Annotated in this window: 9 protein-coding genes; 7 read left to right on the top strand and 2 right to left on the bottom strand. The window is 70.8% G+C overall.

Going from position 1 to position 14,795, the window contains the following annotated elements; all coding sequences use genetic code 11:
• Positions 1-28 precede the first annotated feature (28 nt).
• Positions 29-1,891, top strand: coding sequence for a SpoIIE family protein phosphatase (locus tag OHB13_RS34660; protein WP_328379790.1), 1,863 nt, complete (start codon positions 29-31; stop codon positions 1,889-1,891).
• Positions 1,892-1,916: 25 nt separating this feature from the next.
• Here the strand turns inward: OHB13_RS34660 and pdxR are convergent, their stop codons facing one another.
• Positions 1,917-3,380: a MocR-like pyridoxine biosynthesis transcription factor PdxR gene (gene pdxR / locus OHB13_RS34655; RefSeq protein WP_328379789.1), complete on the bottom strand. Its 1,464-nt coding sequence runs from the start codon at positions 3,378-3,380 to the stop codon at positions 1,917-1,919.
• A gap of 391 nt (positions 3,381-3,771) precedes the next feature.
• Here pdxR and ald point away from each other — a divergent pair, with 391 nt between their 5' ends.
• From ald to OHB13_RS34625, 6 genes are all read left to right on the top strand, one after another.
• Entirely contained in the window at positions 3,772-4,887 is a 1,116-nt protein-coding gene (gene ald / locus OHB13_RS34650; RefSeq protein WP_266861907.1) for an alanine dehydrogenase, read from the top strand.
• Between the two features lie 130 nt (positions 4,888-5,017).
• A complete protein-coding gene (locus OHB13_RS34645; RefSeq protein ID WP_328379788.1) occupies positions 5,018-6,388 on the top strand; it encodes an aspartate aminotransferase family protein in 1,371 nt (456 codons plus the stop codon).
• 341 nt (positions 6,389-6,729) lie between these two features.
• A complete protein-coding gene (locus OHB13_RS34640) occupies positions 6,730-8,199 on the top strand; it encodes an amino acid permease (protein WP_328379787.1) in 1,470 nt (489 codons plus the stop codon).
• A 170-nt stretch (positions 8,200-8,369) separates the two neighbouring features.
• Positions 8,370-10,076, top strand: a complete 1,707-nt coding sequence (locus OHB13_RS34635) for an amidohydrolase (RefSeq protein ID WP_266861912.1) — start codon at positions 8,370-8,372, stop codon at positions 10,074-10,076.
• Positions 10,073-10,315, top strand: a complete 243-nt coding sequence (locus OHB13_RS34630; RefSeq protein ID WP_266861914.1) for a DUF3311 domain-containing protein — start codon at positions 10,073-10,075, stop codon at positions 10,313-10,315. Before OHB13_RS34635 ends, OHB13_RS34630 begins: the two co-directional genes overlap by 4 nt.
• Positions 10,312-11,832, top strand: a complete 1,521-nt coding sequence (locus tag OHB13_RS34625; protein ID WP_328379786.1) for a sodium:solute symporter family protein — start codon at positions 10,312-10,314, stop codon at positions 11,830-11,832. Before OHB13_RS34630 ends, OHB13_RS34625 begins: the two co-directional genes overlap by 4 nt.
• 6 nt (positions 11,833-11,838) lie before the next feature.
• On the opposite strand, the gene OHB13_RS34620 is transcribed toward OHB13_RS34625, so the two are convergent.
• Complete coding sequence (locus OHB13_RS34620) at positions 11,839-14,733, bottom strand: FAD-binding and (Fe-S)-binding domain-containing protein (protein ID WP_328379785.1); 2,895 nt, start codon at positions 14,731-14,733, stop codon at positions 11,839-11,841.
• Positions 14,734-14,795: the final 62 nt, after the last annotated feature.

Raw genomic sequence — 14,795 nt, 5'->3', positions numbered from 1 at the left:
CGTGTCCGGGCATGCCCAGGGGGCGCAGATGGGCCCAGTTCCTTCGCGCACAGATGAGTCCGTGTCGCGGACGAGCCTGCCCTCGAACGCGCTCGCGGCCGGTGGGGCCCGTAGGTTCGTTCGCTCCGTACTCGCCGGACGAACCGCCGCCGCTGCGGTTCCCGAACGGATCGTCGACGACGCCCTGCTGCTCGTCAGCGAGCTGGTCACCAACGCAGTCATGCACGCGGGTACCGATATCGAGGTCGTCTGCCGCCTGGAGACCAGGCAGGCCCCTCCTGCTCCGGCAGCTCCCGAGCGTGCGGGGACGGGAGCCGGCTCCCCAGCACCGGGCGAGCGGATGGGCGTGGTGGTCGAGGTGGCTGACCGGCACCCCTCCAGCGTGGTGCGCGCCCCGATGGATGCACAGCGCCGGGGGCGTGGCGTCGGACTTCAGCTGGTGAGTGCACTGGCCGAGTCGTGGGGTGTGACCTACCGGCACACCGAGAAAGCGGTCTGGTTCCGCCTTGAGAACACGAAGGAGGAGCCAGAGTTCGCCGGCCTTCTCACGAGTGCCACGCCCGCCGAACCGCGTGTCGTCGAGCCACCCGCACCGCTGGGTGACCGCCGCGGAAGCACTGCCGAGTGGAGCGACCGCGGGGGGCCGTCGTTCCTCGACGAGACCAGCGAACTCCTCGCGGGACAGCTCGACGAGGACCTGGTCGCCGCGCTGGCAGGGCAACTGCTGGTGCCCCGGCTCGCCGACTGGTGCGGCGTGTGGCTGAGCACCGACGCGGGGGGCATGCGGCTCTCTCGCGTCTGGCACGCGGACGAGCGGCGCATCAGAGCGCTGCGGCACGATCTGGAAAAGGACCAGCCACCCGACAGAGTCCGTACGACGGCCGTTCCATGGCCCTGGCCGGAGAGCGCGGACACCAGCGGGTCGGGTGGTGTAGCACTCGCCTTCCCTCTCCTCGCGGGCGGTGCCAGCCTGGGCGTGTTGCTGCTCGGCCGGGAGGGACATCTGCAGATGACCGACGCAGTGGCGCAGATGGTGGAGCACCTGGCACGGCGGGTGGCCCAGGCGGTTGTCACGGCCCGCCGGTATACGCAACAGGCCACCATCAGCCAGGCGCTCCAGCGCGGCCAGCTGCCCCTTTCCCTCGCCAGCATCCCCGGCGTCGAAACGGCGATCGTCTACGAGCCGCACGGCGAGGGCCAGACTGTCGGCGGCGACTTCTACGACCTGTTCCCGATGGGAGACCGCCGCTGGTGCTTCCTCCTGGGGGACGTGCAGGGCAAGGATCCGGAGGCGATGTCCGTCACCGGCCTGGCTCGGCATCTGGTGAGGCTGCTCGCCCGGGAGGGCCACGGCGTCGCGTCGGTACTCAGCCGGCTGAACACGGCCTTGGCAGAGGAGAGCGAGGAGGCGGTGGCACTCGGCGGCGAGCAGGCGAGGCCGCGCTTTCTGAGCCTGCTGTACGGGGAGCTTGAGATCCGCCCCGATATGGGTGGCGCCAACTGCACGGTAGCCAGTGCCGGACATCCATTGCCGCTGCACTTGTCCGTCGCCGGTTCGGTCGAGCCGGCGACGGACCCCCAGATGCTCCTCGGGATTGTCGAAGGCACCGAGTTCAACGCTACCGACTTCATCCTGGCACCCGGCGAGACGCTGCTGTGCGTGACCGACGGCGTCACCGAACGCCGGAGCGGAAACTGGCAGTTCGACGATGACGACGGTCTGGCCGAGGTACTGCGAGAGTGTGCCGGGCTGGGCGCCGAGGCCGTAGCGGAACGGGTGCGGCAGGCGGCGCACGACTTCGGCAACACGCCGGTCGAGGACGATCTCTCGGTGCTGGTGTTCCATGCGCTTCGGGTGCCGAGCGCAGGCAGGTCACATCAAGATCAATAGGACAGGTTGAAGGTCTGGACAGCCCCTAAGCCCCCGCCAGCATCCGCTCCACCAGGCCGCCCAGAATGCTGATGCCCGGGTCGATCGCGCGTACCTGCGGGGCCGCGAAGCCGATCCGGAAGTGGTTCAGCGGCGGCTGCCCCGAGAGGAAGTAGATGTCGCCGCGCTCGATGAGCACACCGCGCCGCTGAGCCAGCTCCACCAGCCTGCGGCAGTCCAGTTCGCGGGGCCCGGTCATCCACAGGCTCACCCCGCCCGGCGACGGCGTGGTGTGCCAGGGCAGATGGGTGTTGACGGCGGCGGTGACGGCCTCCCACTTGCGCATCAGCTGGCCCCGGTAGCGGCGTACGGCGCGGTGGTACTCACCGGACTGGATGAGCAGCGCGAGGGCGCGCTGGATGTGCCCGGACGGATGCCGTACGGAGTAGCGCCGCAAGTCCCGCAGTTCCCTGATGAGTTCACGGGAAGCCACCACGTACCCCATGCGCAGTCCGGGTGCCAGGAACTTCGAGAACGTGCCCAGATAGACGACCTGGCCGGTGCTGTCCAGTCCCTTCAGTGCGGGCGTCGGGCTGCCCTGGTAGCGGAACTCGCTGTCGTAGTCGTCCTCGACGATGACCGTGCCGCTCTCCCGTACCAGCGAGAGGAGTTCCCTGCGCCGTCCGATGCTCAGTGTGACGTTGGTCGGATGGTGGTGGGACGGCGTCACATGCAGCAGGTCCACCCCGGCCAGACCGGCCGGCGGGACGACCCCGGCGGAGGTGACCGGCAGCGGGAGCAGCCGGGCCCCGGCCCGTACGAAGATGTGCCGGGCGTCCAGATAGCCGGGGTCCTCCACGGCCACGGTCGAGCCGGTCCCCAGCAGGGCCCGGCTCAGCAGGTCGAGCCCCTGCTGGGAACCCACGGTCACCAGGACCTCGTCCGGTGCGGCCTCCACCCCGCGCGCGGGCAGCAGTTGGCGGCAGAGCATCTCGACCAGCAGCGGGTCGTCGGCGGCGATGCTGTCCTGGAGGCTGTACTGGGCGTGCGGCTGGTAGAGGGCCTCGTTGAGCGCTCTGGACCAGTCACGGGCGGGAAAGGCCCGCAGGTCCACCTGCCCGGCGAGGAAAGGATAGGGGTAGTCGGCCCAGTCGGGCAGCTTCTCGATGTGCGGCAGCCGGTCCTCGGGGTGGCCGCGCAGCCGCGCCCCCCAGTCGAAGCGTTCGGCCGGCGGGCGCTCCTCCACCGCGCAGTAGGGGCGCATCTCGCGGTTGACGAAGATCCCCTGCCGTTCGCGGCTCTCCACGAACCCCTCGGCGACCAGCTCCTGGTAGGCCGCGTTGACGGTGTTGCGGGACAGGCTCAGCTCCCGGGCCAGCTCTCGCGACGAGGGCAGCCTCCGCTCGGCGTCGATGGTGCCGACGGCGATGCCGTGTTCGAGCGCTTTGCGGATCTGCCGGTAGAGCGGCTCCCCCGACGTCCGGTCGATCTCGATCAATGTACGTGGCATACGCGCCTCCTGCGGATCACGTGGGCCGCGCGCGGCCCACCGGGCCGGGCCCCGGGCGCGGTACTCCGCTGTCCCCATCCGGCAGGCCGCTTCCGGGCCGCTCGGGGGTACCAGCTGACCGGGAGCGTAGCCGTACAACAGCCTTTACTCCAGAGGTCGGACCGGGTGAGATGCCGGCATTCCGTTTCCGTGCTGGACCTGTCGGACGGGGCAGAACTGGCGCTTTCCCCCGGACCAGCCGGTCGGCACTCTGGTGGTGCACTCAGCACGGTGTGCCCGGTCGGGGCACCCGTCCGTACTGCGAGTTCAGCCGTTCTCCGGGTCTGTCCGGCACGGCTCAGGCGCTCCGGCACGAGCCGCAGGCGCCCCGCATCACCGAGGGGAGATCATCGTGAAGATCGGGATTCCGCGCGAGGTCAAGAACCACGAGTACCGGGTGGCCATCACTCCCCCCGGCGTCCATGAGCTGGTCCGGGCCGGCCACTCCGTCCAGGTCGAGAAGGACGCCGGCACCGGCTCGTCGATCGCGGATGCCGACTACGTCAGGGCGGGCGCCACGATCGTGCCGACCGCCGACGAGGTCTGGGCGGACTCGGCGCTGGTGCTGAAGGTCAAGGAGCCCGTCGCGGAGGAGTACCACCGCATGCGTGCCGACCAGACCCTGTTCACCTACCTGCATCTGGCGGCCTCCAAGGAGTGCACCGACGCGATGCTGGAATCCGGGATCACCGGGGTGGCGTACGAGACGGTGCAGGCGGTGGACGGCTCGCTGCCACTGCTCTTCCCGATGTCCGAGGTGGCCGGCCGGCTGGCGCCGCAGGCCGGCGCCCACCACCTGACCCGGGCGGCGGGGGGACGCGGTGTGCTCATGGGAGGCGTATCGGGGACCCGCCCCGCCAAGGTCGTCGTGATCGGCGCCGGAGTGTCGGGGATGAACGCGGTGGCGGTGGCCACCGGTATGTGGGCCGATGTGGTGCTGCTCGACAAGAACATCGACAAGCTCCGGGCCGCCGACCGGATGTACGGGGGCCGGATCACCACCGTCGCCTCCAACGCGTACGAGGTCGAGGCGGCGGTTCTGGACGCCGATCTGGTCATCGGCGCGGTGCTGGTCCCGGGCGCCAGGGCGCCGAGGCTGATCTCCAACGAACTGGTCTCGCGCATGAAGCCGGGGTCGGTCCTCGTCGACATCGCCATCGACCAGGGCGGCTGCTTCGAGGACTCCCGGGCGACCACCCACGCCGACCCGGTCTACCGCGTGCACAACTCGGTCTTCTACTGCGTCGCGAACATGCCGGGCGCGGTGCCGAACACCTCCACCTACGCGCTGACCAACGTCACGCTTCCGTACGTTCTGAACATCGCGAACAACGGGATCGCCGCCGCCGCGCAGTCGGACGCCGCCATCGAGCGCGGCATCAACATCGTGGGCGGCCAGGTCACTTACCGCCCGGTGGCCGAGGCGCACGGTCTCAAGTACGTCGACGCCGCCCAGGCGCTCGTCTGATCCGAACCGCCACGGCGCTCGTCCTGGCGGCACCGCGGGCCAGGCTCAACTGCCGCCGCGGCCAAGCACATCCGCAGTCCACCGCACACCACCCGCCCGGCGGCCGCCGGGCCAGGAGGGGAGATCCATCGTGACCACCGAGTCCGCGTTCCGTGCCAGGGCGCAGCGCCATCTGGGCCAGCACTTCACCCGCCAGGACGTCTGGCAGAGCGATGAACTGCCGGTCTTCGTCCGCGGCGAGGGATGCTATCTGTACGACGAACAGGGCCGGCGCTTCCTCGACGGTCTGGCGGGCCTGTTCTGCGTGAACATGGGGCACAGCCGCGGGGACATCGTCACGGCAGCCACCCGGCAGATGGAGACACTGGCCTACTCGACCAACTGGGGCGCCGCGCACCCGCCCGCCGTGGAAGCGGCGAGCCTGATCGCCGAACTGGCCCCGGGCGACCTGGATGTCACGTGGTTCGTGAACTCCGGCTCCGAGGCCGTCGAAACGGCGATCAAGTTCGCCCGGCAGTACCACCGCAGCCAGGGCCACTCCGAGCGTACGAAGATCATCAGCCGTGACATGTCGTACCACGGTGTCACCCTGGGCGCCCTGTCCGTCACCGGCCTTCCGAAGATCCGCGATCCGTTCCTGCCGCTGCTGCCCGGTATCCGGCATGTGCCCAACACGCTTGGCCACACCGGCGACTGCGGGCCCGCCGACGAGCTGGAGTGCGTGCGGGCGATCGAGGCCGCCATTCTGGAGGAGGGCCCCGAAACCGTCGCGGCCGTCTTCGCCGAGCCGGTGCAGAACGGGCGCGGCGCGCTGGTCCCGCCGGACGGGTACTGGCGCGAACTGCGCAGGATCTGCGACCGGTACGGGGTCCTGCTCGTCGCCGACGAGGTCATCTGCTCCTTCGGACGGCTGGGCCACTGGTTCGGCAGCGGATACTTCGGCGTGGTGCCGGACATGATCACCTTCGCCAAGGGCTCCACTTCCGGCTACGCCCCGCTCGGCGGCATGATCGCCCGTGAGCCGCTGGTCCGCGGGCTCTACGAGGCTCCCGGCGGCGGCACGTTCACGCACGGCGCCACCTGGGGCGGCCACCCGGTGTCCACCGCCGTCGCGGTCGCCAACATCACCGCGATGCGGGACGAGAAGGTCCTGGAGAACGTCGGCAGCCTCGGCCCCGAACTCCGCGCCGGACTGGACGAGATCAAGCGGCGCCACCGCGTCGTCAAGGACGTGCGGGGCATGGGCTTCTTCTACGCGGTCGAGTTCACCGCCGACCGTGACTCCGGGCGCGAACTCAGCCCGGAGCAGTCGCAGAAGGTGCTGCGCGAGGTGCTCCCGCAGGCGTTCAGGAAGACCGGGGTCATCCTGCGCCCGGACGACCGCGGCGCGACGATGCTGATGATCTCGCCGCCGCTGGTGGCCGACCGTGAGGTGCTCGACGAACTGCTCGCGGCGGTCGATGTGATGGTCGGCGATGTCGAGAAGAGCGTCACCGGCTGACGAGAAGCAGCCGTACGCCGGTGCGGGGAGGGGACTGACCCCTCCCCGCACCGGCTGCCGCGCTGTGCACACTCCGTGCACCCTCGGTGAGAACTCCGTGCGCCTTGTGAACACCCGCATACGTTTTCACCGTCCCATGGCCGGAATTCCCACCCTCATGCCCCGCGTGGCTACGCTGGGGCACTTCCCGTGGAACAGGCGCGGGACCGGAACCCAGGGCCTGGTACCCGGTAGGCGGCCCGTTCTGGATCTTCCTCACACATCCACTTTTCGGCCAGCATTCCGGGCACTGCTGAATTCCCGACGGCAGCTCCACGCACTTTCCGAAGTAAGGGGTCCCCGTGGCAGAGAACAACGGGTCCGGCGAGATCGGACGCGAAGAGACCGGAGGGGCCGGACTCCGGAGCGAACTCAAACAGCGGCACATGACCCTGATCGCCCTGGGCGGGGTGATCGGAGCAGGGCTCTTCGTCGGCAGCGGAGTGGTGATCGACGAGACCGGGCCGGCCGCGATCATCTCGTTCCTGCTGGCCGGCGGACTCGTCATCCTGGTCATGCGGATGCTGGGCGAAATGGCGGTGGCGCGCCCGGCGGTCGGCTCCTTCTACGCGTACGCCCGGCTCGCCCTGGGCAACTGGGGCGGCTTCACCATCGGCTGGCTCTACTGGTACTTCTGGGTCAACGTGGTCGCTCTGGAAGCGGTGGCGGGCGCCAGCCAGATCCATGCCTGGCTGCCCGGGGTCCCGCTCTGGGTGGTCAGCCTCTGCCTGATGGTGCTGCTCACCGGGGTCAACATGTTCTCGGTGCGGTCGTTCGGGGAGTTCGAGTACTGGTTCTCCTCGATCAAGGTCGCCGCCATCACCGTCTTCCTCGTCGTCGGCCTGGTCTTCGTCCTCGGTCTGTGGCCCGGGGCCCATGCCGACGTCAGCAATCTGACCCAGCACCACGGGTTCGCCCCGCACGGCGTCGGCGCGGTGCTCACCGCCGTCATTCCGGCGGTCGGGTTCTTCACCGGCGCCGAGATCGCCGCGCTGGCCGCAGCCGAGTCCAAGAACCCGCAGCAGAGTGTGGCCAGGGCGACCCGCTCGGTCGTACTGCGTGTCCTGCTGTTCTACGTGGGCTCGATCTTCCTCGTCATCGCCATCGTGCCGTGGAACGATCCGTCGGTGGCGCAGGGCCCGTACGTGGCGACGCTCCAGCACATCGGGATCTCCGGCGCCGGCAACCTCATGCGCGTGCTGATCCTGGTCGCGGTGCTCTCCTCACTCAACGCCGGCCTCTACAGCGCCTCCCGGATCGTGTTCGCCCTGACCAGGAACAACGACGCCCCGAAGAGCCTGACCAAGCTCAGCAAGCGGGGCGTGCCCCGCCGCGCGATCCTGCTCGCGACGGTGCTCGGCTATGTGTCGGTGGTCATCGCGTATGTCTCGCCGGACGCCGTGTTCTCCTTCATCGTCCACTCCTACGGCGCGGTCGCGCTCTTCGTCTATCTCCTGGTCGCCCTCTCCCAAGTGCGGTTGCGGCGGCGGCTGGAGCGCGAGGACCCGGGGTCGCTCACCCTGAAGATGTGGTGCTTCCCGTATCTGAGCTGGTTCGCCATCGCCGCGATGGGCGCAGTGATCATCACGATGGCCGTCCTGCCGTCCACCCGCTCCGACTTCGCCGCCAGTGTGCTGACCCTCGCCGTGGTACTGGGCGCGTACGGAATCCGCGCGTACCGGGGCCGCCGTCAGGCGCGTACGGACGGCGGTCCCGCCGACGCCGGCCCGGAGGAACCCCTGTCCCAGCCCGTTCTGGACTCCCAGAAGTGACCGCGAACTGGTCCTGCCGCGATCACCGCCGAACGGGGAGCATGGCGAGAATTCAGCGTCGTCGCATCTCGGCGCCGCTGACCTTCTCAGCCCGCTCCGCGCAGCCGGGTCCGCCCCTCGACCGGCTGCCGCTACGCAGGTGTTGACCTGCTTCAGGTGGTGATCGTTCGATGTCCGACGTCCCCCGTACCGCCGATCCCCTCGCAGCCGCCGATCTCGTACTGCTCAACGGAACGGTGCGCACCATGGACCGGGGCGGTACGACCCGGACCGCCCTGGCCGCCCGGGACGGGCGGGTACTGGCGGTGGACTCCGACGCCGCGGTGCTCGGCCTGGTCGGCCCGCAGACCCGGGTGCTCGACCTGCGGGGCCGCTGCGCGGTGCCGGGGTTCATCGAGACGCACAACCACCCGACGTTCTTCGGGCTCACCCTGGCAGCCGATGTGGACGCGGGCAGCCCGCCGAACGCCACCGTCCGCGACATCGTGGACCGGGTGGAACAGGCGGTGGCCGGTGCGGAGCGCGGCAGCTGGATCCGCGGCTACCGGTACGACGACACGCTACTCGCGGACGACCGGCACCCCACCCGCGGCGATCTGGACCCGGTGTCCCCGGACCATCCGGTCTGCCTCCAGCACATTTCCGGCCACTTCTGCGTACTGAACTCCGCTGCGCTGCGGCTGCTGGGGATCCACCGCGGCTCCCCCGACCCGGTCGGCGGGGCGATCGGCCGTGACGAGGACGGCGAACCGACCGGGGTGCTCGCCGAGACCGCCGCGTTCGCCGCGTACGCGGCCATGCCCAAGCCGGGCTCCGCGGATCTCGCGGGGGCGCTCGGGCTGGCGGGTGACGCCTATCTGGCCGCCGGGGTCACCACCGTCCACGACACCGGGCTCGGACTGGTGGGCGGGGCCGGTGAACTGGACGCCTACCGGCTGGCGCGCGCCTCCGGGCGGCTGCGCAACCGGATCCGGGCCTATCTCGTACAGGATCTGTTCCCCGGCCTCGGCGACGGCTCGCTCAGCCCCGTGGAATCGGGCATCTCGGGCCTCGGCGACGACCTGTTCCGGGTGGCCGGGGTCAAGCTGTTCGCCGACGGGTCGCTCCAGGGGCTGACCGGATGCGTCTCCGAGGGGTATGCCTGCGCACCGGACACCAACGGGCTCCTGATCCATCCCCAGGAGGATCTGAGCCGGCGGGTCGCGACGCTGCACGAGGCCGGCTGGCAGGTCGCCGTGCACGGCAACGGGGACGCCGCGATCCAGGCGATTCTGGACGCCTACGCGACACTCGGCCTCGACCCCGGCGAGGCCGACAGGCGGCACCGGATCGAGCACTGCCAGATGGTCAGTGAGAAGCAGCTGGACACGATGGCCGGGGCCGGTGTGCTCGCCTCGTTCTTCATCAAGCACGTGTACTACTGGGGTGACCGGCACCGCGACCGGTTCCTCGGTCCGGAACGGGCCCGGCGCATCAGCCCGCTGGCCTCCGCACGGGCGCACGGCGTCCTGTTCGGCCTGCACTCCGACACCCCGGTGGTGCCGGTGCCGCCGCTGGAGGGCATCTGGTGCGCGGTGCGCCGGATGACCCGCGACGGCGAGGAACTGGGCCCGGAGCAGCGGGTGGACGTGGACACCGCGCTGCGCGGCTACACCAGCCAGGCCGCCCATCTCGGCTTCGAGGAACAAACCAAGGGCAGCCTCGAACCGGGCAAGCTGGCCGACATCGCGGTGCTGTCGGCGGACCCCGCAGCGGTCGACCCGGCCGCCCTCGACACGCTCCGGGTGGACGCCACCGTCATCGGCGGTGAGGTGGTCTGGCGAGGCGCCACCGATCTGGAAGCGGGGCGGCCGCCGTCCGACGGGGGTCCGCGATGACGGCGAACCACCGGAGTCTGGCCATCGGTCTCGGGCTGCCGTCCGTCGCCGTCCTGGTGGTGATGCCGCTGCTCGCCGACACGTCCGTGTACGTACTCGGCATCCCGCTGCTGTTCTTCTGGATGTTCCTCTGCTTCCCGCTCACCAGCCTCTGTCTCTGGGTGGCCTGGCGGATCGACCGGCCGCGCTACCCGGAGGATCCGCCGCCCGCGCGCCGGGAGGAGGTGAGCGGGGCATGATCGCCGCGATCTTCTTCGGTGTGCTGGCGCTGTCCGTCCTGGTCGCCTTCAGCGCCCGGCGCGGGATGCGGAAGATGTCCATCGGCGAGTACCTGGTCGGCGGCCGCTCCTTCGCCCCCTGGCTGCTGTACTTCCTGGCCGTCGGCGAGGTCTACAGCATCGGCACCATGATCGGTTTCCCGGCTGGTATCTACGCGGGCGGAGCGAGCTACGGGGTCTGGTTCCTCGGCTACATCCTGCTCGCCTATCCCCTGGGCTACTTCGTCGCACCACTGATCTGGCGGGCGGGCGTGCGGTACGACGCGATGACCGTCCCGGACGTGTTCGGACGGCACTTCCGCAGCCGGTCCCTCGAACTGGTCACGGCGGGCGCCGTGCTCGTCGCGCTCGTGCCGTGGGGGCAGTACCAGTTCATCGGGATGCAGGTGGTGCTCGGCGCGCTCGGGCTGCCCATCAGCCCGGTCCAGGCCGTCGTGCTGGCGGGTGTCATCTCCTTCCTGTACCTCGCGGTGTCGGGCGTGCGGTCGCCCGCCTTCGTCGCGATCCTCAAGGACGTCCTGATGATCGTCGGCATCGTGGTCGCCGGGGTGGTCGTGGTCGTGGCCGCCGGGGGCACCTCGCAGATCTTCGGATCGGGCTCCGTGCCGCACGCGCAGGTCACCATGGGCGGCTCACCGATGGTGTTCGCACTCACCACCATCGTGTTCCAGGGCGTCACCTTCTATCTGGGCTTCTCCGCAACCTATATCTTCACGGCCCGGTCGGAGCGCGCCATCAAGTCGTCGACCGTGTGGATGCCGGTGTACATGCTCGTGTACCCGTTCCTGGTCGCCACCGCGTACTTCGCCTTCGCCGACGGCACCAGGGTCAAGGACCCCAACACGGTCTTCATGGCCATCGTCCAGGACCGGCTGCCCGACTGGCTGGTGGGTGTGGTCGCGGCGGGCGCCGGTCTCTCGGGCATCCTGGTGCTGGCCGTCACCGCGCTCTCCATCGGGGGCATCGTCTCCCGGAACCTGGCGCCGAACGTCCGGCCCGAGGCCCAGCGCCGGTGGACGACGGCCGCGGTCGCGGTCTTCCTGGTCGCCGCTGCGGTCCTCACCCTGACCGCGTCGACGCTGATGCTGACCGTGCTGAATCTGACGTACTACCTGCTCGGCCAACTCATCCCCGGCTGGATCGCGTTGATGTTCTTCCGCCGGGTGCGGGGCTGGGCGGTGTCGACGGGGATCCTGGGCGGGGTCGCGGTCTCCATCGTCCTGTACGCGACCGACCCGGACCTCGCCGGCATCAACGCGGGCCTGATCGCTGTCCTGTTCAACTTCGCGCTCACCTTCGGTCTGAGCCGGCTGCGTCCGGGGCCGTCCCTCACCCCCATCGCCGCCGTGGACGCCGGACCTGGTCCCGAAGCCGGACCCGCTCCCGGATCCGGACCTGGTTCCGACGCCGGATCCGCCCCCGTGCGACCGGTCGTCGCCGGCCGTGAGGAGGACGGATCGACGGCGTCGGTCGGCTGATCCGGCTCACCGGATGTGCCGGGCCAGGAGCTGGGCGAGGTGGTCACCCGAGCGGTCGGTGAGGCTGTCGAGCTGGGTGCGGCAGCTGAAACCGTCGGCGAGGATCGTGTCGTCGGGGGCGGCCCGGCCGACCGCGGGCAGCAGCTGCTGTCCGGCCACCGCGACGGAGACGTCGTGGTGGCCCTCTTCGACACCGAAGTTGCCCGCGAGCCCGCAGCACCCACCGAGCCGCTCGACCGTGGCGCCGGCCGTGCGCAGCAGTTCGGCGTCCGTCTCCCAGCCCATCACGGCGTGGTGGTGGCAGTGCGGCTGGGCGACGACGGTGGCGCCGGTCAGGTCGGGCGGGGTCCAGTCCGGGGTCCCGCCCAGCAGTTCGGCCAGCGTACGGGTGGCCGCGGCGACCTCCGCCACTGCTTTCCCGTCCGCGTCGCCGTCGCCCTTCCCCTCCGCGTCTCCGAGGAGTTCGGCGGCGTCGGCGCGGAGCACAGCGGTACAGGAGGGCTCAAGGCCGACCACCAGCGCGCCGGCCCGGACGTACGGCGCCAGCGCTCGCACCGTGGCGCGTATCTGCCGCCGGGCGCCGTCCAGTTGGCCGGTGGAGATCCAGGTGAGACCGCAGCAGACGGGCCGTTCGGTGACGGTGACCCGGTACCCGGCGTCTTCCAGGACGGCGACGGCCGCGATCCCGGTACCGGGAGAGAAGGCGTCCGTGAAGGTGTCGACGAAGAGGACCACATCACCGTGGCGCGGGGTACGGGACTCCGCGGGTCGCCGGGCGAACCAGCTGCGGAACGTCTCGGGGGCGAACACGGGCAGTTGGCGGCGCGGGTCGACTCCGGCGGCGCGGACGAGGAGCGGGTGCAGAGCCCGCGAGCGCATCACCAGGTTCGCCAGCCGGGTGAGGCCGGGCAGACTCCGCACCAGGCGCGCCCAGCGGGGCAGCCAGCCGAGGGCGTAGTGGCTGCGCGGGCGCGGCCGGTGGCGGTATTTCTGGTGCAGCGCCTCCGCCTTGTACGCGGCCATGTCGACCCCGGTCGGGCAGTCGGACGAGCAGCCCTTGCAGGACAGACAGAGGTCGAGGGCGTCGTGCAGGGCCGGGGAACGCCAGCCGTCCGGCCCGAGCCGGCCGGAGACGACGTCCTGGAGGACCCTGGCCCGGCCGCGGGTGGAGTCCTTCTCCTCGCGCGTGGCGAGGTAGCTGGGGCACATCACCCCACCGGTCGCGGTGGTGTCGGCGCGGCATTTACCGACCCCGGTGCAGCGGTGGACGGCCATGGACAGATCGCCCCGGTCGTGCCGGTGGGCCAGCCCGAGGGTGGGCAGTTCCTTCCGGCGCAGCGGCCGTGCGCCGGCGGCGCGGACGGCGTGGTCCACCGGGTCCGGCCGCACGATGACTCCGGGGTTGAGCAGGTCATCGGGGTCGAAGACGCTCTTGACCCGTTCGAACAGGCCGATGGCCTTCGGGGAGTACATCAGCGGCAGCAGCTCGCCGCGGGCCCGTCCGTCACCGTGTTCGCCGGACATGGACCCGCCGTGCCGGGCGACCAGTTCACCGGCCTGGAAGAGGAACTCCCGCAGGGCGCGCGTCCCGTCGGCGGAGCCGAGAGGGAAGTCGATGCGGATGTGGACGCAGCCGTCGCCGAAGTGCCCGTAAGGCAGCCCGGTCAGCCGGTGCTCGGCCAGGAGGCCTTCGAACTCCCGCAGATAGCCGCCCAGTTGCTCCGGCGGGACCGCCGCGTCCTCCCATCCGGAGTGGGCGGGGTCGCCCGCGGGGGTACGGGAGGCGAGCCCGGCGCCGTCCTCGCGGATGCGCCACAGCGCGGCGGCGTGCGCGGCGTCGACGACGATACGGGAGTCCAGGGCGCCGGCGTCCGCGATCAGCCGGCCCGCGTCGGCGACCAGGGCCGCGGAGCTCTCACCGGCCAGCTCGACGAGCAGCCAGCCTTCGCCCCTGGGGAGTTCCGGGACCGAGGCGGCTCCCTTCCGGTCGACGACCACGCGGACGATCCGCGCGTCGAGCCCCTCGCAGGCCACCGGGGCGTACGGCAGGATCGCCGGGACGGCGTCCGCCGCGTCCGCCATGGTCGGGTAGCCGAGAGCGATCAGGATGCGCTGCGGTTCGTCGCGTACGAGCCGGACCCTGGCCGCGAGGGTCAGCGCCAGGGTGCCTTCGCTGCCGACCAGGGCACGGGGCACGTCGAAGCCGCGCTCCGGCAGCAGGTGTTCCAGGCTGTAGCCGGACACCTGCCGGGGGAAGCGCCCCAACTCGGTCCGGATGACTTCGAGTTCGCTCGTGGTCGCTGCCCGGAGGCTGTCGAGCAGGGGGGAGGCGCCCGTGGTCTGCGGTACCGCGCCGAGACGCAACCGCTCCCCCGTACCCGCGAGGACGTCGAGGCCCAGGACGTTGTCACTGGTGCGGCCGTACCCGAGGGCGCGCGAGCCGCAGGCGTTGTTGCCGATCATGCCGCCGAGGGTCGCGCGGTTGTGGGTGGAGGGGTCGGGGCCGAAGCGCAGGCCGTGCGGTGCCGCGGCCCGCTGGAGGCCCGCCTGGATCACGCCTGGTTCGACCAGGGCGGTCCTGGCCTCCGGGTCGATCTCCAGCACCCGGTTCAGATGGCGGGAGGTGTCGATGACGACGCCGGGGCCCACGGCGTTTCCCGCGATGGAGGTGCCCGCGCCCCGCATGGTGAGCGGGATCCGCTGTTCCCGGCACACCGCCAGCACCGCGGCGATCTCCGCGGCGTCGTGGGGGAAGACGATCGCCCGGGGCTCCACCCGGTACAGGGAGGCGTCCGAGGCGTAGAGCGAGCGGGCCAGCGGGGAGTCGTCGACCTCCGCCACTGAGGCGCGGCGGAGCGCGTCGGTGATCTCCGCCGCGTTTCGGGTCTGGGGCGTGTGCACAGCGCTACCTCACGGTGGGTCAGGGGCGCCCCGTGCGAGGGGGGCGCGGCGGGCAGATGTAC

The sequence above is a fragment of the Streptomyces sp. NBC_00440 genome, assembly GCF_036014215.1.
Taxonomy (GTDB): Bacteria; Actinomycetota; Actinomycetes; order Streptomycetales; family Streptomycetaceae; genus Streptomyces.
Note: the sequence above shows the minus strand (reverse complement) of the source record. Positions and strands in the feature narration are given on the sequence as shown.